Here is a 19336-nt window from a genome sequence, read left to right as displayed (position 1 = left end):
TCAGAATTCGATCAGTGCCACTTTGGTCTTGAGGTTGGCGAGATAGGCTTCGCGGCCCAGATCCTTGCCGATACCCGATTGCTTGAAGCCGCCCGTCGGCAGGATGAAGTCGTTGGAGCGGCCATAGCGGTTGACCCAGATCGTCCCGGCCTCCAGCGCGCGGGTGGCGCGCAGAGCGCGGGTGAGGTCGCTGGTATGGACGCCCGCCGCCAGCCCATAGGCGCTGTCATTGGCCAGCGCATAGGCTTCGGCTTCGTCGGCGAAGGTCTGAACGGTCAGGACGGGCCCGAAAATCTCACCCTGGACCGCTTCGCTATGCTGCGCAGCATTTTGCAACAAAGTGGGCAGGAAATAGCTGCCGTCCTGCGGCGCGGTGGCGCGAGTGCCGCCGGTCAGCACATGCGCGCCCTCGGCCACAGCGCGCTGGACGATGCCGTCGATGCGATCGAGTTGGCCTTCCGAAATGATCGGGCCGATCGTGCTGTCACTGGCCCAGGTCGGCCCGGCCCTGTGCGCGGCGAAGGCTGTGACGATGCGGTCGATCACCTGATCGGCGACACTTTCCTGCACCAGCAGGCGCGATCCCGCGACGCAGACTTGCCCGGCGTTGAGCGTAATGGCGCGGCCGACGATGGCCGATGCCTTGTCCAGCCCTGCGTCGGCGAAGATGATCTGTGGGCTTTTGCCGCCCAATTCCAGCGTCACCGGCTTTGGCCCGGTCTGGGCGCAGGCAGTCATGATCGCCGCGCCGGTGGCGGTCGATCCGGTGAAGGTGACCTTGGCCACCTGCGGACAGCGCACCAGCGGATCGCCGACGCTGCGCCCGTCGCCCTGCACGATGTTGAAAATGCCAGCGGGCAACCCGGCCTCGATCGCCAGTTCGGCAAGCCGCACGATGCTGAACGGCGTCATTTCCGAGGGTTTGAGGACGATGCTGTTGCCCGCCGCGATGGCAGGCGCGATTTTCCACGCGGCCATCACCAGCGGCAGGTTCCACGGCGCGATCGCCGCGACCACGCCATAGGGTTCGTGGATGGTCAGGCCCAGCTTGTCGGGCGTAGTTGCCGCGACTTCGCCGCCGATCTTGTCCGCCCATTCGGCGAAGAAGCGTATAGTTTCGGCAGTATAGGTCACATCCCAGGCGCGGATTTCGTGGATCATGCGGGTGGAACCCAGCGCTTCGAGCGGGGCCAGCACTTCCATGTCTGCTTCGATGAGGTCGGCCCAACGGCGCAGCACGCGCATCCGCCCGCGCGGGTCGGTCTGCGCCCAGCCGCTGGTCTTGTAGGCGCGCTGCGCGTCCTCGACCGCTTGCCCCAGTTGCGCTTCGTCCACGCTGTCGAGATCGGCATAGACCCGGCCATCCGATGGCCGCCGCACGGGGATAGCGGCGCCCTGCCCGATGACGCGCCGCCCGCCGATGAAATTGCTGCCCACGGGCATGGCAATATGATCGGGGTTGAAACTGTCCACGGTGCGTCTCCTGAAATGCCGTTATTCCGGCACAATATGGATCGCGCGCGGCATGTGTTGCAATTGCGCGGGAAAATCTGCGCGATAATCTTCCAAAATCGGCGCGAAGGCAGCAGCCAATGCTTTGCCGGGCCTTTTAAGGTCGTAGCGAGTTTCAATGGTGACGATTCCGATCAAGGCAGGCGGGCAATCCTTTACCGCCCAGGGAGCAAGACGCATGGCGACAGGCATAGAGGCGATGGTGGACCTGCGGCGCATGACCGTGGACGATCTGCCCGCCGCCCACGCGCTTTCCAGCGAGCAGAAATGGCCGCACCGGATCGAGGATTGGGACATGCTGCTCAGCCTTGGTTTTGGTTATGTGGCGCAGCGCGATGGCGCCGTGATCGGCACGGCCATGGCATGGACCTATGGGCTGGACGCCGCGACGCTGGGCATGGTGATCGTTTCGCCAGCCGCGCAGGGGGTGGGGCTGGGCCGCCGGTTGATGGAGGCGGTGATGGCCGACCTTGGCGATCGCACCATATTGCTGAATGCCACCGACGAAGGCGCACCGCTCTATCGCAAGCTGGGGTTCGAAAGCATCGGCCCGGTGTTTCAGCATCAGGGCGCTGCCTTTGCCGTGCCGGTCGCCGAACTCATCCCCGACGAACGGGTGCGGCCATTGGGGGCGAAGGATATGCCGACGCTGCACGCGCTGGCGCGGCGCGCGGCGGGCATGAACCGCGACGCTTTGCTCGACGCGCTGGTGCCAGGTGCGCAGGGCGTCGTGTTGACGCGCGGCAATGAGCCGGTCGGCTTTGCCCTGTTTCGCCGGTTCGGGCGCGGTTATGTGGTCGGGCCGACGATCGCGCCCGATAGCGGCGGAGCAAAGGCGCTGATCTCGCACTGGTTGGGGTCGAACAGCGGCATTTTCTGTCGACTCGACGTGCCGGAGGAAAGCGGGCTGTGCGGCTGGCTGGACGAACTGGGCCTGCCCTGCGTCGGTCGGGTGGTGCGCATGGTGCGCGGTCCCTTACCGCCGACGGACCCGGCGATCACGACATTTTCCCTCACGACACAGGCGCTCGGATGACCCTTTCCCTTTCCAACCCCGCCCTTTTCATCGAGCGCGCCTATATTGGCGGCGCGTGGGTCGGCGCAGCATCCGGCGCGAGCGTTTCGGTGGATAATCCCGCGACCGGCGCGATCATCGGCACCGTGCCGGATTGCGGGGAGGCTGATACGCAAGCGGCGATCGATGCGGCCGAAGCGGCTTTCCCGGCATGGAAGGCCCGGACGGCGGCGGATCGGGCCGCTGTGCTGGAGCGGTGGCACGCGCTGGTGCTGGAGAATGTCGCGGATCTGGGCCGGATCATGACCGCCGAGCAGGGCAAGCCGATAGCGGAAGCCGAGGGCGAAATTCGCTATGCGGCGAGCTTTATCAAATGGTTTGCCGAGGAAGCCCGGCGGGTCGAGGGCGGCATCATCCCCGCGCCCGAAGCCAATCGCCGCATATTGGTGATGAAGGAGCCGATCGGTGTGTCCGCCGCCATCACGCCGTGGAATTTCCCCGCCGCGATGATCACCCGCAAATGCGCGCCCGCGCTGGCGGCAGGTTGCCCCGTGGTGGTCAAGCCGTCGGACCTGACCCCCTATAGCGCGCTGGCGCTGGCGAAGCTGGCCGAGGAAGCGGGTTTTCCCGCTGGCGTGTTCAACATCGTCACGGGTATGCCGACCGCGATCGGGGGCGCGCTGACTGCCAGCCCGGTGGTGCGCAAATTATCCTTCACCGGATCGACGCGCGTGGGCGCGCTGTTGATGCGGCAATGCGCCGACACGATCAAGCGGGTCAGTTTCGAACTGGGCGGCAATGCGCCGCTGATCGTGTTCGATGACGCCGACATCGACCTGGCCGTCGCCAGCACGATGGTCAGCAAATTCCGCAATGCGGGCCAGACCTGCGTCTGCGCCAACCGCATATTGGTGCAGGATAGCGTCTATGATCAGTTTGCCGAAAAACTGGCGAGGGCCGTGTCGGCGCTGAACGTCGCGCCAGGGGACCAGCCGGGCAGCACGATCGGGCCGCTGATCAACGCGGCGGCCGCCGACAAGGTGAAGGCGCATATCGACGATGCGCTGGCGCATGGTGCGACTCTGTTCGCGCAGGCGCCGGAGGGGGCGACAGGCGAGCGTTTTGCGCGCCCCGTCATCCTGACCGGCGCGACGCGCGACATGCAGCTGGCGGAGGAAGAGACTTTCGGGCCTGTCGCGCCGCTGTTCCGCTTCACCCATGAGGACGAGGCGATCGAATTGGCGAACGGCACCAGCTATGGCCTTGCCAGCTATTTCTACACCGAGAATCTGCACCGCGCGTTCCGCGTGGCGGAGCGGCTGGAGGCGGGCATGGTCGCACTCAACAGCGGGGCCATCGCGATGGAGTGTGCGCCGTTCGGGGGGGTGAAGATGTCGGGCCTTGGTCGTGAAGGCGCTCATGCGGGGATCGAGGAATATCTGGAAACCAAGGCGTTCCATATCGCCGGGTTGAAACTGTAACCGCCCATTTAATCGTTCGGGAGTTTTTATGGCGAACACGCGCAACTACACCATCTCCGTCATCCCCGGCGACGGCATCGGCAAGGAAGTCATGCCCGAAGGCATTCGCGTGCTGGAGCGGGCGGCCAGCCTTTATGGATTCACCATCGACCAGACATGGCAGGATTTCGCCTGCTGCGACTATTATGCCAAACATGGCCAGATGATGCCGGACGACTGGAAGGCGCGGATCGGCAAGCCGGACGCGATCTTCTTTGGCGCGGTGGGCTGGCCCGATACGGTGCCGGACCATATTTCGCTGTGGGGGTCGCTGCTCCAGTTCCGGCGCGAATATGATCAATATGTCAATCTGCGCCCTGTCCGGTTGATGCCGGGCGTGCCATGTCCGCTGGTCGGGCGTGAACCGGGCGATATCGATTTCTGGGTCGTGCGCGAAAATACCGAAGGGGAATATAGCTCGGTCGGGGGCAAGATGTTCCCCGGCACGGATCGGGAGATCGTGATTCAGGAAACGGTGATGACGCGGCACGGCACCGATCGAGTGCTGCGTTATGCGTTCGATCTGGCCGCGACGCGGAATCGCAAGCATGTCACGTCCGCGACCAAGTCCAACGGGATCGCCATCACCATGCCATGGTGGGACGAGCGTGTCGTGGAGATGGCCAAAAACTATCCGACCGTCACCCATGACAAATATCATATCGACATTCTGACCGCGCAGTTCGTGCTGAACCCGGATCGTTTCGACGTGGTGGTGGCGTCCAACCTGTTCGGCGACATATTGTCGGACCTTGGCCCGGCCTGCACCGGCACGATCGGGGTTGCGCCGTCGGGCAATATCAATCCGGACGGCACGCACCCGTCGCTGTTCGAGCCGGTCCATGGGTCCGCGCCGGATATTGCGGGCTTGGGGGTCGCCAATCCGGTGGGGCAAATCTGGTCGGCAGCGATGATGCTGGAGCATCTGGGCGAGGCGGACGCCGCTGCCGCGATCATGCGCGCGGTGGAAACCGTGCTGGCGGAACCCGGCCTGCGCACCGGCGACCTGAAGGGCAAGGCGACCACCGAACAATGCGGCAAGGCAATTGCCGACGCGCTGGCATGAACCATCGGAACTGGCGCAGCATAATCTGCTGCGCCAGTTCGCGATAACGGGGAGCGATGGTCGCCATTTGCCCCATATCGGGCTTTCGCCCTTGCGGCATATAGATAGGCTGAACCCCATAACCACCATGGCGAGCAACCCGACGATGCACCAATCCAACCGATCCCTGCTGGACATCGACCGCGATCACCTGATCCATTCCGTCACATCCTTTCGCGCGCATGAGGCGCGCGGCGCGACCATGTTGCAAAGCGGCAAGGGCATGTGGCTGACCGACATGGACGGGCGCGAAGTGCTGGATGCCTTTGCCGGGCTGTGGTGCGTCAATGTGGGCTATGGGCAGGACAGCATCGTGGAGGCGGCAGCGGAGCAGATGCGCCGCCTGCCCTATGCCACGGGCTATTTCCATTTTGGCAGCGAACCGGCCGCCCGGCTGGCGGAAAGGCTGGTGGCGCTCAGCCCGGAAGGTCTGGACCATGTCTATTTCACGCTGGGCGGGTCGGACGCGGTGGACTCGGCGATCCGCTATATCACCCATTATTTCAATGCGATCGGCAAGCCTGCCAAGAAGCAGTGCATCGCGCTTGAACGCGGCTATCATGGGTCGAGCAGCACGGGCGCGGGGCTGACGGCGCTGGCCAATTTTCATCGCGGGTTCGACCTGCCGCTGCGCTGGCAGCATCATATCGCGTCGCCCTACCCCTATCGCAGCGATCTGGAAGGCGACGATGCCGCGATCATCGCCCGGTCGGTGCAGCAATTGAAGGACAAGGTCGCCGAACTGGGCGCGGACAATGTCGCTGCCTTCTTCTGCGAGCCGATCCAGGGTTCGGGCGGTGTCATCGTGCCGCCCGTCGACTGGCTCAAGGCCATGCGGCAGGCGTGTGACGAACTGGACATATTGCTGGTCGCCGATGAAGTCATCACTGGCTTTGGCCGCACCGGGCCTTTGTTCGCGTGCGAGGCCGAAGGCGTGACGCCGGACCTGATGACGCTCGCCAAGGGGTTGACCGCTGGTTATGTGCCGATGGGCGCGCTGCTGATGTCGGACAAAATCTATCAGGGCATAGCCGATGGCGCGTCCCCCGATGTGGTGATCGGCCATGGCGCGACCTATTCGGGCCATCCGGTGAGCGCGGCGGTGGGGCTGGAAGTGTTGCGCCTCTATACCGATGGCGGGATATTGGCGAACGGGCAGAAGGTCGCGGCGCGCTTCGACGCGGGGCTGGCGACGATTGCGGACCATCCGCTGGTGGGCGATACGCGCGGGCGCGGATTGCTGGGCGCGATCGAACTGGTGGCGGACAAGGGGACCAAGGCGCGGTTCGACCCGGCGCTCAAGGTTGCCGACCGATTGTTCAACGATGGCTATGCCAATGGCGTCATCTATCGCGCCTTTGCCGACAATATCATCGGTCTTGCGCCTGCTTTGTGCGCGTCCGACGCGGAGATGGACGAGATATTCGCGCGGATCAGGAAAACGCTCGACGGACTGCTCGAACAGGCGGATATTCGCGCGGCGCTGGGATAAGATAAGGGGAGCAAGGCATATGTTGGGCGGACCCAGACTGGACAGGATCGACCTGAAAATCCTGACGCAGCTTCAGCAGTCGGGCCGCATCACCAATGTCGAGCTGGCCGATGCGGTCGGCCTGTCGCCCAGCCCCTGCCTGACGCGCGTCAAGCGGCTGGAGAAGGCGGGTTATATCACCGGCTATGGCGCGCATATCAATTTGCACAAGCTGGGCGAATATCTGACCGTCTTTACCGAAGTGACGCTGACCGAACATCGCGCCGGGGACTTTTCCCGGTTCGAAACGCGCATCCGCAAGCTGGACGAAATCGTGGAGTGTCATCTGGTCAGTGGTGGCTATGATTATCTGCTGAAATTCGTGACGCGCGGTGTCGGCCATTATCAGTCGATCGTCGAAGGGATGCTGGAAAGCGATTATGGCATCGAGAAATATTTCAGCTATGTCGTGATCAAATCCCCCTTCATCAAGCATCATTATCCGATCCAGCATCTGTTTGGCGAGCAGCGGTAATATGACCGACATTTCCGACCTGATCGCGCCGCTGGTCGCGTTTCGTCGCGACATTCATGCGCATCCTGAACTCGGTTTCTGCGAGCATCGCACGGCCGGGCGCATTGCCGAGCAATTGCGTGCGCTGGGGCTGGAAGTGCATGAGGGGATCGGGCGGACAGGTGTGGTCGGGGTGCTGCGCAATGGTGCGTCGGGGCGCAGCATCGGTTTGCGGGCGGACATGGACGCGCTGCCGATTCAGGAGCAGACCAACCTGCCCTATGCCAGCACGACGCCGGGCACTTTTCATGGCTGCGGCCATGACGGGCATGTCGCAATGTTGCTGGGCGCAGCGCAGCAATTGAGCCGGAGCCGCAATTTCGACGGGACGGTCAATTTCTTCTTCCAGCCGGCCGAAGAGGGTCAGGGCGGCGCGCGCGAAATGGTCAATGAAGGGCTGTTCGCGCGCTTCCCGTGCGACCGGGTGTTCGGGCTGCACAACTGGCCCGACCTGCCCGCAGGGACGATTGCGACACGGCCCGGCCCGATCATGGGGGCGGCGGACAAGTTCGAGATCATGCTGGAAGGACGCGGCGGTCATGCCGCGATTCCGCAGGATACGCCCGACGCCATATTAGCGGCAGCAACGCTGGTCACGCAGTTGAACGCGATCGTGTCGCGCCGGATCGCGCCAACGGCATCGGCGGTGCTGTCCATCACCCAGATTCATGGCGGGCATACGCATAATGTGATCCCGGCCGAAGTGCGGATCGGTGGCACGGTGCGGACGTTCGACGCGCAAGTGCAGGACCGGATCGAGGCGTCGATCCGCGAAATTGCTGCGGGCGTGGCGCTGGCCAACGGGTTAAGCGCGAGCGTGGATTATCAGCGCTATTATCCCGCGACGATCAACGACCGCGAAGCCGCGCAAGAAGCGCTGGATGCGGCTGCGACGGTTGGGACGGCGATCGTCGCGCCCGATCCGGCCTTCACGTCGGAGGATTTCGCCTTCATGCTGCAAGCGTGCAAGGGTGCCTATATCTGGCTGGGGCAGGCGAAGGCGGAGGGCGGTGCGCCGCTGCATAACCCGCATTATGATTTCAACGACGATGTGCTGGGGCTGGGCATCAAGCTGCATGTCGCGCTGGCGGAGCGGCATTTGGGCGCGGGCGCGTAACCCCATGCTGTCATTCCCGCGCAGGCGGGAAACGAAGTTCGGCGTCAGCCAATCCATCTCTCCATGATCCATCCAAAGGCGAGCGCCGGAGATGGATCCCCGCCTTCGCGGGGATGACGTGCGGGGGAAAAAGGATGGGGTTTGATGGTGGCGGTAGACTTTCTATCAAAACCAGAAACGCACGCCCATCACCAGACTCGTGGCCGAAGCCCCCTCCCCTGCCGCCCGCGCATAACGCGCGCTGTCGCCCAGCTTGCGTTCCCAGTGGATGCCGACATAGGGCGCAAATTCGCGGGCAAATTCATAGCGCAGGCGCAGGCCCAGTTCGATGTCGGATATGCCGGAACCGATGCCGAGTTCCGGCACATCCTGCGCGGCGATGTTCACTTCGACGGCGGGTTGCGCGATCAGGCGCTGGGTGATGCGCTGGTCGTAGCTGCCCTCCAGCCGCAGATGGGCGTCGCCCCTGGTCGACAGGAACGCCTGCGCGCCGACTTCGAACCAGTAGGGGGCCAGGCCTTCGATGCCGACCACGGCATAGGTGCGCTGGGGCGACGGGCGGAAATCCTGACGCACGCCTGCTTCGACATTGAACCAGGGATTGAGGGCGCGACTGTAGAGCGCTTGCAGTTCGGCGCTTCCGAGCGGGCCGCCGACTTCCCCCTCCCCTTCGGTCTTGAATGCCAGCCGGTTGATGTCGCCGCCGATCCAGCCTTCGCCTTCCCAGGCATAGCCGTTCGCGCCCTTGTGCGCGCGATATTCGAGGCGGTCGAGCATGAGTTGCGAGAAGGTCATGCCGCCGCTTTCCGCGATCATGGCGGCGCGGGCGCGGGCCATGGTGGCGGCGGGGTAGAAGGCTTGCGCGGCATGATCGGCCGGGATTGGGGGCGCGACGCCCTTCGGCACGCTGCTATCGGCGGCGGGCATGGCGTGGCCTGCGTGCGGATCTTTTGGAACATCGTCCATCTGGATCGTAGTATCTTTGTTTTCTTGTTTATTATCAATGGCTTGGTGTTTATGAATCTCTTGCGCCATGACAGGGGTAAAGATCAGCAGCGCGGCGGCGGATGCGATCAGGCGCTTCATGCCGCGTCCTCCCCGTGGCGGACGGTGACGACGCGCATCATCCCGGTGTGCATGTGCATCAGCATGTGACAGTGGAACGCCCAGTCGCCCAGCGCGTCGGCGGTGAGGTCGAAGCTGATCTTGCCGCCCGGCAAGACGTTGACGGTGTGTTTGCGCGGGTTGTGGGCCGGATCATCGCCGGTCAAAAGCTGAAAGAAATGGCCGTGAATATGGATGGGGTGCGGCATCATCGTGTCGTTGATGAGAGTCACGCGGACCCGTTCCATATGGCGAAAAGCGATGGGGTCCGCGCCGTCGGACAGCTTCACCCCGTCGAAGGACCACATATAGCGTTCCATATTGGCGGTCAGGTGGATGTCGAGCGCGCGAGTGGGCGCGCGGACATCCTCGTTCGGCTCCAGAGAGCGCAGATCGGCATAGGTCAGCACGCGATGGTCGACATCCTCAAGGCCCGTGGGCCGGTCCGCCGTGCGATCCGCCGGCATGGACGATAGAGTCGCCACGCCCGGACCCATCGGCACATTGGGCGCGACGGAAGGGTCGAGCATCTTCATGCTATGCCCGGCCATGCTGTCATTTGCGGGTTGCGACAGGTCGATCACCCCCCCCTGCCCCATGTCCATGCCGGACATATCCATGCCCATATCCTTCATGGTCAGCAGCGGGCGGGCGCGCAGCGGCGGGATGGCCGCGACCATGCCGATCTGCGGCGCGAGGGTTGCGCGGACCAGGCCGGAACGGTCGATGGCTTCGGCGATCAGGGCATAGGCGGCGGCGTCGGTCGGCTGGACGATCACGTCATAGGTTTCGGCGATACCGATCTGAAACTCGTCGGTTTCGACTGGCTGGACATGCTGGCCATCGCACTGAACGACAGTCATCGGCAGTCCGGGCAGGCGGACGTTGAAATTGGTCATGGCCGAGGCGTTGATGATGCGCAACCGCACCCGTTCGCCGGGCGTGAACAGCCCGGTCCAGTTTTCTGCCGTGCCATGGCCATTGACCAGAAAACTGTAGGTGGAGCCAGTGACGTCCGAAATATCGGTCGGGTCCATCCGCATCTTGCCCCAGTCGATCCGGTCCCTGAGCGGCTGATCCCTGCCCTTGAGCAGGCTGGCGAGCGTCTGCCGCTGCATATTATAATAGCCGCCCGATTGCTTGAGCCGCTTGAGCTGGACATGGGGGTGGACGGGCGACCAGTCGGACAAGACGATGACATGTTCGCGGGTCGCCTGCACCGGATCGGTGCCTGCGGGATCGATGACGATCGGGCCGTAATGGCCCATCGCTTCCTGCATCCCCGAATGGCTGTGGTACCAATAGGTGCCGGACTGGCGGATCGGAAATTCATAATGGAATGTCTCACCCGGCGCGATGCCGGGGAAGCTGATGCCCGGCACGCCGTCCATCTGGAAGGGGACGATCAGGCCGTGCCAGTGGATCGACGTGTCCTCTTTCAGATGATTGGTGACGGACAGGCGGACATTCTGCCCTTCGCGCAGGCGGATCAGCGGCGCGGGGACAGTGCCATTGATCGTGACCGCATGGGCGGAGCGGCCGCCGGTGGCGAAATGGCTGTCGGCCACGGTCAGCGCGATGCTCTCACCCGACAGGACGCCCGGCGCTGGGTGGAGGCCATGGGTGCCGCTTTGCGCCCATGCGGGGAAGGCGTTGGCGATGCCCAGCGCAGCGGCGCTTTTGAACAGGGTGCGGCGGTCGAGGGTCAGCTTGGTCATGCCCCTTCATACGCGGGGCGGGGCGTCATCCCTCAACATTTCCGACAATTTCGCGCGGGCGCGGTAGAGGCGGGTTTCTACTGCTTTTTCGGTGAGGCCGAGGGTAGCGGCAGTGTCCGACTGGCTCAGCCCCTCGATCGTGCGGAGGAGCAGCACATCCTTGAGACTGGCGGGCAGCGCGGCGATGGCGGCGTTGATGCGGGCGAGTTCCGCTTGGCTATGCAACGCCTGTTCCGGGTCGGGCGCGGCGTCGGCGATATGGCCTGCATCATCGAGGGGTTTAGCGAAGGCGAAGAAGCGGCGGACGGCGCGGCGGCGCGCCCAGTCACGGCATTTGTTGAGCGTGATCCGCGCGATCCAGCTGCGGAAGGGGCGGCTGTCGTCATAGCGGGCAAGCGCGGCGAAGGCGGCGACGAACGCCTCCTGCGTAATGTCGAGTGCTTCGTCGGCATCGCCCACCGCGCCGCGCGCCAGCCGCCACACGGCGTCGCGGTGGCGCGCCATCAGCGCGGCATAGCCGTCCTGATGCCCGGCGCGCGCGCGCGCCACCAGCGTCCGGTCGTCCGGTTCGGTGTCTGCCAAATAACCGGGAGAAGGCGTCACCGGGGGGCGGGCTGGGTCAGTGCCTTGACGACGGCGGCGTCGAACTGCGCCGCCTGATCGGGCCGCAGCACCGCACGCATGGCGAAGATATGCTGGAGCGTCTCCTTTTGCAGCGCGCCCATGACGTGATGGGTGCGGTCGACCGCCTGTGCCACTTGCGGGCCATAGCCATGTTCGGCAGCAATCGCGGCGGCAAGCCGTTGATTGTCGGCGCGCATTTCACTCTCCAGCGCGGCGCGGCGGGTGGCGAAGGCGGCTTCCAATGCGTGAATGCGCTGTTCCTGCGTTGCGTCGAGGGTCAGTTTTTCGTGCAGCAGGGCGTGGACTTCGTTTTCGACGCGGGGCTGCGGCGTTAGCCACAAGCGCGCGACCAGCACGGCAGCCAACGCGGCGGCGAAGGCGACCAGTGCGACGAGGCCATAGCGGCGCAACATTATTGGCCGAGCAGGCGCGAGGGGGCATAGTCCGACATGCCGATCGGCGCGGGCGCGGCCTGTGCGGGGGTAGATGGCACGATGCTGCCCGCCCAGCCGATGCCGACCGCCAGCAGCCCGGCGAGCATCAGCCCGCGCCGCGCCGCGCCACGTTCGCGCCGCTGCGACAGGCCCGCCATCACGGCAGCGTCCATCGACGCAAGGCGCGTATCGGTGGGCATAGTCGCTACATCGCCCAGCAATCGGTCGAGATCGGTCATGTCAGTCAACTCCATCCTCACCCCCGTCATACGCGGGGGACGCGCGCATCCCTCAAGGAAAAAATCATGCGTCCTGTATGAGGGGTGAGGCAAGGGCGTGCGTAACCATGCGTAACCACCATCATGGAGAAGCCGATATGTCCCGCTTTCTGATCGCCGCCATTGCCCTGTCGCTGGCCGCCGTGCCGGGTGCTGCGTTCGCGCATAGCAAGCTGCTGTCGTCCAGCCCCGCCGCCAATGCGACCGTGGCCAAGCCGACGAAGATGACGCTGACCTTTTCGGAGAAATTCCTGGCGCCGATGAGCGGCGTGGAGCTGACCATGACCGGGATGCCGGGCATGGCCGATCATGCGCCGATGCCGATCAAGGGGTTCAAGACCATGGTTGCGCCCGATGGCAAGACGATGATCGTCACTCTGCCGCGCGCGCTGCCCGCCGGCAGCTATGACCTGAAATGGCATATCGTGGGCGCGGACCAGCACAAGATGGAAGGCGGCTACAGCTTCAAGGTCAAGTAATCCGCCATGGACGGGGGGATATTGGTCGCGGCGCGGATCGGCCTGATGGTCGATCTGGCGCTGCTGATGGGCCTGCCGCTGTTTGCCGTGGCGATGGGCGGGCGGGTGCATCGCGGGGTGCTGGCGGCGCTGGCGCTGGGGGGCATGGCGTTGTCGGCGCTATGGCTGCTGGCGAGTGCGGCGGGCATGAGCGGCGCGGCGATATTTCCCCCCGACTGGGCGACGGTCGACATTTTGCTGACGATGACGCCGATCGGCCCGGTGCTGGCAGTGCGGGGGGTGGCGTTGGTCGTCGCGCTGGCGCTGGCCTTGGCGGGGCGCGACCGATGGGTGCTGGCTCCCGCTGCGGTGGCCGTGGCGACGATTGCGTGGACCGGCCATGCGGGCGCGAGCGAGGATATGGCGGGCAGCGTGCATCGGGCCGCCGACGTCGTGCATATCTGGGCGGCGGGGGCATGGATCGGCGCTTTGGCGATGCTGCTTCATGCGTGCGCGACGATGCGGGCGGCCGATGGGCCGCGCGTGACGCGGATGCTGGCGCGCTTTGCGGGCATGGGAACGGTGATCGTCGCGCTGCTGGTGGTGACGGGTGTGGTGAACGGCGTGATGATCGTCGGGGTCGCGGACCTGCCTGCGTTGCTGGGCAGCCGCTATGGCTGGTTGCTGGGGGCCAAGCTGGCGCTGTTTGGCGGGATGCTGGGGCTGGCGGCGCTCAATCGCTGGCGGCTGGCTCCGGCGCTGGAGCGGTCGGGCGTGGGGGCGGTCGCAGCGCTGCGTCTGTCACTGGCCGTGGAGACGAGCGCTGCGATGGGGGTATTGGTGCTGGTGGGGTGGCTGGGGACGCTTGATCCTTTAGCGTGACCTGTCAGGCCGGGCGATAGATGGCGTACACCTTCTTGACATGGACCTGGCTGTCCCAGCTGCATGATGCGCCCTGTTCGACCAAGAAGATGTCGCCCTTGCCAAAGGTGCCTTTCGCGCCCGCCCCGTCGACGAAGGTGACGCTGCCGTCGAGCAGATACATGAGCTCATAATGGCCGTAGGTCATCGCGCGGCGGTGATAGGGAGTCGAATCCCAAGTGCCGCAGACAAATTCGCCATCCGCCGAGCGATAGTCGGTGAAGTTGCGGCAGGATGGGGTCGGGCCGACCAGCAGTTCGGCGAGCGGCGCGCCGGAAGCGACCAATGCGGCGCTGGTGTCGATCGGCACGATCGCGCCGTCGGCGAGCGACCCGCCGGTGCGGCGGACGAACAGCAGGCGGCTGTCGGCGGCGGCGGTCCAGCCGACGGTTGCACCTTCGCAGAGGACCAGCGCGTCGCCTTCGTTAAGCATGACCTGACCGATCTGGACAGTGCCGGATGCCACGATGACAAATTCGTCGGCAGGCATGGCAGCGACTGTGCCGCTCCCCTGCGGCAGGGCGATGAGGCCGATGCTGACCGGGCCTGCCGGCTGGGGCAGTAGTGCGCGGGCGGCGAGGAAAGCGTCCTGCGGCGCTGCGTCCGTGACGATTGCGGTCGCGGCCCATGCGCGCAGGTCGATGAAGGATCGGGTGATGGTGTCGGTCATGCGGGCTTCCTCATGCAGTCGGATATTGCCCCGACATTATGCGAAGCGCGCGGCACGATACGCCGAGCGCGCAACGGGACGCCGCGCCCGATGCCGTTTGCGCGCGGGCCGACCGCTATAACTGCCGCAGGGCGCTGGCGGGGCGGACGGAGATGAGCGGGATTGACCCGGCAAGACCGATGCCCAGCGTCAGCAGCGCGCCGCCGCCCAGTGTCGCCAGCACGATGGTCCAGTCGGGCGCCCAGCCGAATTCGAACAGCTGCACGATGACGAACCAGGCCGCGCCCATGCCCAATGCCAGCGCGACCAGCGCCAGCATGGTGGCGAGCAGGCCATATTCGAGCGCCTGCGTCCCCAATATCTGTGCGCGGGTCGCGCCCAATGTTTTGAGGATCACACTGTCGTAACTGCGCGCCTGCCGCGACGCAGCGATCGCGCCGACCAGCACGGCGATGCCTGCCAGAATGGCGACGGAGGCGGCAGCGACGATCGCGCCCGACATCTGGGTCATGATGGTGCCGACCTGTTCGATGACTTCGCCGACCGCGATCACCGATATGCCGGGAAAGGCGGCCAGAAGCGCGCGCGTGACTGCCCCGTCACGGCGCGGGTCCATGGTGATGGTCGCGGCCATGCTGTGCGGGGCGTTGATCAGTGTGGCGGGTGAAAAGACCAGCACATAGTTGAAGCCCATCGTGTCCCAGTTCACTTTACGCAGGGACGCGATGCGGGCGGTGATTTCACGGCCAAGCACGCTGACGGTCAGGCTGTCGCCAACGCCGATGTTCAGGATGCGGGCAGCTTCGGCATCGAGCGAAACGAGCGGCGGCCCGGCATAATCCTTTGCCCACCATTGCCCGGCGACCAGATCGCTGCCTTCGGGCAAAGACGCTGCGTAGGTGACGCCGCGTTCGCCGCGCAGGAACCAGGCGCCTTCGGGTAGCTGTTCCAGATCCGCCACTCGTTGCCCGCCATAGGCGACGATGGTGCCGCGCAGGGCGGGGACCATGTTGAGTTCGGCTCCCGGTGCCTGCCCCTGCACGATGGCGCGGAAGCGGGCTTCCTGCCGGGCGGGGATGTCGAGGACGAATTGCGCCGGGGCGGTTTTGGGGACGACATTGCGGATTTCGCTGTCCAGGCTGGTCTGGATACCCGCCAGCGTCACGAACAGGGTGAGCGCAAGACCGAGCGCGACGATCAGCGCGGCGGTCTGCGCACCGGGGCGGTGGAGATTGGCGAGCGCCAGCCGCAGCAAGGGCCGCCGGGGGCGCGGCATGTGCCGGGCGATTCGGGCCACGCCCCAGCCGATGGCCAGCAGGAGCAGCAGCACGGCAGCGGTCGCACCAAGCACGGCGGCGGAAAAAAGCGGTTCGCGCGCCGTGCCAAGCGCCAATGCGATCAGCGCAGCCCCTGCGCCGATCATGGTGAGGATGGCGCGGCGGTCCAGACCGCTGCGCGCATCGACGGCTCCACGAAACAGCAAAGCGGCAGGCTGGGTCCGGGCGCGGGCGAGTGGGGGCAAGGTGAAGAGGAAGGCGATCAGCAGGCCATAGAGCGCGCTGGTGAGCAGCGGCAGGGGATGAAGGCGGAAATCGGGGCTGACCGGCAGCACGTCACCGGCGACCGCGACGACGAGCGGCGGCAACAGCGCGCCGACGACAAGGCCGGTGACGATGCCGACCAGCGCTATTGCGCCGACCTGTAACATATAGATGCGCGCTATGTCGGCCGAAGTCGCGCCCAGCACCTTGAACGTCGCGATGCCGGGGCGTTTGATAGCGAGATAGGAAGCAACGCCGTTGCTGACGCCGATCCCCGCGATGACCAGCGCAGCCAGCCCAATGAGCGAGAGAAATTGCCCCATGCGTTCGATGAAGCGGTTCGCGCCGGGGGCTGCGCGATCGCGGTCCTTAAACTCCCATCCCGCGACGCTGTTTTCCTTTTCCAGTCGGTCGCGCAGCGCCTTTGCATCAGTGCCAGCGGGCAGGCGGACGCGATATTTGCTGGTGTAGAGGCTGCCCGGCTGAATCAGCGCGGTGCGGCGCAGCCCGTCCATCGAGACGATAGCGACCGGGCCAAGGGTGAAGCCTTCGCCCAGCCGATCGGGTTCGTCGGCGATGATATTTGCGATGGTGAAGGTGGCGATGCCATAGACCAGCCGGTCGCCGCGCTTGAGGCCCAGCCGTTCGGCCAGCGCCGGGCCGATCAGAATCGCGTCGGGGGCGAGCGGGGCGCGGTAGACGCCATTGCGCAGGGTGAGCGCGCCATAGAGAGGGTAAGCATTGTCCACACCCTTGAGTTCGGTGAGGATGGCGGGGCCATCGGCCTTTTCACCGCGTGCCATCGCGCGCAGGCGGATGGTTTCGGAAAGGGTGCCGAGCCGGGCGAAACCCTGCTTTTCCTGACCGTCCGCTTCGCGCTGGGTCATGGCGATTTCAAGGTCGCCGCCCAACAGGGTCTGGCCGCGTGCGGCGAGTTCCTGCGTGATTGCCGCCGTCAGGCTGCCGATCGCGGCCAGTGTCGCCACGCCCAGGAACAGGCAAAGGAACAGCAGGCGCAGCCCCCGGAAACCGCTGTGCAGGTCGCGCCGGGCGATGCGCCAGCTTGCGCGCCAATCCAGTGCTGCCCGGTCTGGGGCGCTCATGCGGGGCGGTCTGCAATGATCGCGCCGTCGCGCATCTCCACGATCCGCCCGCACCGCTGCGCCAGCGCCGCATCATGGGTGATGACCACCAAAGTCGCGCCCGCCGCGCGTTGCCGTTCGAACAACAGGTCCATGATGGTGACGCCGGTGGTGACGTCCAGATTGCCGGTGGGTTCGTCGGCAAAGATCAGCGTCGGGCGTGGGGCCACGGCGCGGGCAATGGCGACGCGCTGCTGCTCCCCGCCCGAAAGCTGGGTCGGATAATGGGTGATGCGGTGGCTAAGGCCCACGGCGCGCAATTCTTCCGCCGCCCGGTCGAACGCATCGGCCACGCCCGCCAGTTCCAGCGGCACGGCGACATTTTCCTGCGCCGTCATGGTGGGCAACAGGTGGAAACTTTGCAGCACGATGCCGATCCGCCCGCGTCGCGCGCGGGCCAGCGCATCTTCGTCCAGCGTACCGAAATCGACTCCGCCGACGCTGACCGTGCCGCCGCTGGCACGTTCCAGCCCGCACAGGACCGCCATCAGCGAGGATTTGCCCGATCCCGATGCGCCCAATATCGCCACGCTTTCCCCGCGCAATATGTCGAGGTCGATCCCCTTCAATATTTGCACCGGCGCGTCGCGTGATCCAAGCGAGAGAGTGACATTGTGCGCGCGGATGGCGATAGTGGCGGGATTGATCGGTGAATGCATGAAGAAGGAGCGCTCCTTGGCGGGCAAGTGGATGCAATATGGGGTGTTGGCGCTGATTGTCCATGCGCTGGCGGCCTGTTCGGATAATACACCTGTTCCGCTACCGGCGGGCAATGGCGTGCAGTCGGAAAAGGCAGCGCCACCCCCCACCCCCACCCCCGTCGCGCCGACTCCGGCGGCGGACGCGAAGCTGGTCGTGGCGTTTGGCGACAGCCTGTATGCCGGTTATAATCTGGAACAGGATGAAGGGCTGGCCCCGGTGCTGGAACAGGCGCTGGTCAAGCGCGGCATTGCGGCGCAGGTGGTCAATGCCGGGGTGTCGGGCGACACCAGCGCGGCGGGGCTGGAAAGGCTGGCCTTCACGCTGGACGGATTGCCGCGCAAGCCGGACCTGATGCTGGTGGGCCTGGGCGGCAACGACATGCTGCGCGGCCTGTCGCCACGCGACACTCGTGCCAATATGGGCGCGATCCTGACCGAATTGGCAAGACGGCGGATTCCCGTGCTGCTGACGGGCATGGTGGCGTCGCCCAATATGGGGCCGGATTATGCCGCCGCGTTCAACGCCATCTACCCGGATCTGGCCAAGCGTTATGATGCGACGCTTTATCCGTTCATGCTCAATGGCGTGATCGGCAAGCGGGCGCTGTTGTTGCCCGATGGCATCCACCCCAACCCCAAAGGCGTGGAAGTCATCGTCGGGCGGATCGCGCCGTTGGTGGGCCGGGCGCTGCAAGACGGCGCGCCGGAGGCATAAGCGTGGGCAGGGCCGATGACGACGCACCGCTGCACCGACGGCATCTGGCCGCCAAGGCGACCGACCAGTTGCGCGACATCATATTGGCGCAGCCGCCCCAGAGCCAGATCGGTGCGCTGCCCGACATTGCCAGATTGCTGGGCGTGGGCATCGCCACGGTGCAGCAGGTCGCCCGCGTGCTGGAACATGAAGGGTTGCTGGAAGTGCGCCGGGGTCCAGGTGGCGGCTATTTCGGGACGCGGCCCGATGTTGCGGCACTGGAACGGTCGGTCGCGGCCTATTTGCGGGTGCGCGGCTCGGATGCCTATGAAGCGCTGGAGATGATGACGCTGCTCGATTGTGAGTTGATGCCGGCGGCGGCGCAGAGCCAGGATGTAGCGCTGCATGGCGAACTGGCGGCGCTGGGCAGTCGCGTGGGGGATTGCGCGGATGGCGCGAAGCGGCTGGCGTTCGAGGATGCCTTGCACGACATATTGTTCCGCATGGTCGACCGGCCGCTGATCGAATTGCTGGCGCGGGTCAGTATGCGCTATTATCGCAGCGCGCCGATCGCCCCGATATTCGAGGGGGCGGACGGGTTTGCGGCGTGGCGGCAATGGCGCAGCGGCGTCATCGACGCCATAGCCCGCCGCGACCCGGACCTTGCCCGGTTCGAAGCGGAACGGCATCGGCGCAGCCTGCTGCAACGGCTGCGCCAGGCGATGGCAACGGGATGA

Annotated in this window: 20 protein-coding genes; 10 read left to right on the top strand and 10 right to left on the bottom strand. The window is 65.3% G+C overall.

Features of this window, described 5'->3' with window-relative positions:
- Complete coding sequence (locus tag SPBM01_RS12780) at window positions 1-1473, bottom strand: aldehyde dehydrogenase family protein (RefSeq protein ID WP_188062179.1); 1473 nt, start codon at window positions 1471-1473, stop codon at window positions 1-3.
- 21 nt (window positions 1474-1494) lie between these two features.
- The gene (locus SPBM01_RS12775; RefSeq protein ID WP_223177689.1) at window positions 1495-1650 is read right to left on the bottom strand and encodes a hypothetical protein; all 156 of its coding nucleotides are present in this window, start codon (window positions 1648-1650) and stop codon (window positions 1495-1497) included.
- A 40-nt stretch (window positions 1651-1690) separates the two neighbouring features.
- Between SPBM01_RS12775 and SPBM01_RS12770 the strand changes: the two genes are divergently transcribed.
- The 6 genes from SPBM01_RS12770 to SPBM01_RS12745 all read left to right on the top strand — a co-directional run bounded on the left by SPBM01_RS12770 (window position 1691) and on the right by SPBM01_RS12745 (window position 8314).
- Complete coding sequence (locus SPBM01_RS12770; RefSeq protein ID WP_188062177.1) at window positions 1691-2548, top strand: GNAT family N-acetyltransferase; 858 nt, start codon at window positions 1691-1693, stop codon at window positions 2546-2548.
- The gene (locus SPBM01_RS12765; protein ID WP_188062176.1) at window positions 2545-4008 is read left to right on the top strand and encodes an NAD-dependent succinate-semialdehyde dehydrogenase; all 1464 of its coding nucleotides are present in this window, start codon (window positions 2545-2547) and stop codon (window positions 4006-4008) included. The genes SPBM01_RS12770 and SPBM01_RS12765 overlap by 4 nt, the downstream gene beginning before the upstream one ends.
- A gap of 28 nt (window positions 4009-4036) precedes the next feature.
- On the top strand, window positions 4037-5113 hold the full coding sequence (locus tag SPBM01_RS12760) for a tartrate dehydrogenase (protein WP_188062175.1): 1077 nt from the start codon (window positions 4037-4039) through the stop codon (window positions 5111-5113).
- A 145-nt stretch (window positions 5114-5258) separates the two neighbouring features.
- Window positions 5259-6644, top strand: a complete 1386-nt coding sequence (locus tag SPBM01_RS12755) for an aminotransferase class III-fold pyridoxal phosphate-dependent enzyme (RefSeq protein WP_188065707.1) — start codon at window positions 5259-5261, stop codon at window positions 6642-6644.
- A gap of 19 nt (window positions 6645-6663) precedes the next feature.
- On the top strand, window positions 6664-7158 hold the full coding sequence (locus tag SPBM01_RS12750; RefSeq protein WP_188062174.1) for an Lrp/AsnC family transcriptional regulator: 495 nt from the start codon (window positions 6664-6666) through the stop codon (window positions 7156-7158).
- Window position 7159: 1 nt separating this feature from the next.
- A complete protein-coding gene (locus SPBM01_RS12745) occupies window positions 7160-8314 on the top strand; it encodes a M20 aminoacylase family protein (protein WP_188062173.1) in 1155 nt (384 codons plus the stop codon).
- 165 nt (window positions 8315-8479) lie between these two features.
- On the opposite strand, the gene SPBM01_RS12740 is transcribed toward SPBM01_RS12745, so the two are convergent.
- The 5 genes from SPBM01_RS12740 to SPBM01_RS12720 form a co-directional block, all read right to left on the bottom strand.
- A complete protein-coding gene (locus SPBM01_RS12740) occupies window positions 8480-9280 on the bottom strand; it encodes a copper resistance protein B (RefSeq protein WP_410483057.1) in 801 nt (266 codons plus the stop codon).
- A gap of 116 nt (window positions 9281-9396) precedes the next feature.
- On the bottom strand, window positions 9397-11136 hold the full coding sequence (locus SPBM01_RS12735; RefSeq protein WP_188062171.1) for a copper resistance system multicopper oxidase: 1740 nt from the start codon (window positions 11134-11136) through the stop codon (window positions 9397-9399).
- A 6-nt stretch (window positions 11137-11142) separates the two neighbouring features.
- Window positions 11143-11718 (bottom strand): RNA polymerase sigma factor, encoded by a 576-nt coding sequence (locus SPBM01_RS12730; protein WP_188062170.1) that lies wholly within the window; start codon window positions 11716-11718, stop codon window positions 11143-11145.
- Between the two features lie 17 nt (window positions 11719-11735).
- Window positions 11736-12173: a periplasmic heavy metal sensor gene (locus tag SPBM01_RS12725; protein ID WP_188062169.1), complete on the bottom strand. Its 438-nt coding sequence runs from the start codon at window positions 12171-12173 to the stop codon at window positions 11736-11738.
- The gene (locus tag SPBM01_RS12720) at window positions 12173-12433 is read right to left on the bottom strand and encodes a hypothetical protein (RefSeq protein ID WP_188062168.1); all 261 of its coding nucleotides are present in this window, start codon (window positions 12431-12433) and stop codon (window positions 12173-12175) included. Before SPBM01_RS12720 ends, SPBM01_RS12725 begins: the two co-directional genes overlap by 1 nt.
- Window positions 12434-12570: 137 nt before the next feature.
- Here SPBM01_RS12720 and copC point away from each other — a divergent pair, with 137 nt between their 5' ends.
- Window positions 12571-12951 (top strand): copper homeostasis periplasmic binding protein CopC, encoded by a 381-nt coding sequence (gene copC / locus SPBM01_RS12715; RefSeq protein ID WP_188062167.1) that lies wholly within the window; start codon window positions 12571-12573, stop codon window positions 12949-12951.
- Between the two features lie 6 nt (window positions 12952-12957).
- Window positions 12958-13812 (top strand): copper homeostasis membrane protein CopD, encoded by an 855-nt coding sequence (copD, locus tag SPBM01_RS12710; RefSeq protein WP_262504154.1) that lies wholly within the window; start codon window positions 12958-12960, stop codon window positions 13810-13812.
- 4 nt (window positions 13813-13816) lie between these two features.
- Here the strand turns inward: copD and SPBM01_RS12705 are convergent, their stop codons facing one another.
- From SPBM01_RS12705 to SPBM01_RS12695, 3 genes are all read right to left on the bottom strand, one after another.
- Complete coding sequence (locus SPBM01_RS12705) at window positions 13817-14521, bottom strand: cupin domain-containing protein (RefSeq protein WP_188062166.1); 705 nt, start codon at window positions 14519-14521, stop codon at window positions 13817-13819.
- A 115-nt stretch (window positions 14522-14636) separates the two neighbouring features.
- Complete coding sequence (locus SPBM01_RS12700; protein ID WP_188062165.1) at window positions 14637-17165, bottom strand: ABC transporter permease; 2529 nt, start codon at window positions 17163-17165, stop codon at window positions 14637-14639.
- Window positions 17162-17863 carry an ABC transporter ATP-binding protein gene (locus SPBM01_RS12695; RefSeq protein ID WP_188062164.1) on the bottom strand — a complete coding sequence of 234 codons (702 nt, stop codon included), beginning with the start codon at window positions 17861-17863 and terminating at the stop codon, window positions 17162-17164. Before SPBM01_RS12695 ends, SPBM01_RS12700 begins: the two co-directional genes overlap by 4 nt.
- Here SPBM01_RS12695 and SPBM01_RS12690 point away from each other — a divergent pair.
- Both SPBM01_RS12690 and SPBM01_RS12685 read left to right on the top strand, forming a co-directional pair.
- Window positions 17862-18620 (top strand): arylesterase, encoded by a 759-nt coding sequence (locus SPBM01_RS12690; RefSeq protein WP_188062163.1) that lies wholly within the window; start codon window positions 17862-17864, stop codon window positions 18618-18620. The two genes, SPBM01_RS12695 and SPBM01_RS12690, sit on opposite strands and share 2 nt — an antisense overlap.
- A 2-nt stretch (window positions 18621-18622) precedes the next feature.
- On the top strand, window positions 18623-19336 hold the full coding sequence (locus SPBM01_RS12685) for a FadR/GntR family transcriptional regulator (RefSeq protein WP_262504153.1): 714 nt from the start codon (window positions 18623-18625) through the stop codon (window positions 19334-19336).

The sequence above is a fragment of the Sphingobium sp. KCTC 72723 genome, from assembly GCF_014280435.1.
Taxonomy (GTDB): domain Bacteria; phylum Pseudomonadota; class Alphaproteobacteria; order Sphingomonadales; family Sphingomonadaceae; genus Sphingobium.
This window is presented reverse-complemented; position numbering and strand designations above follow the sequence as displayed.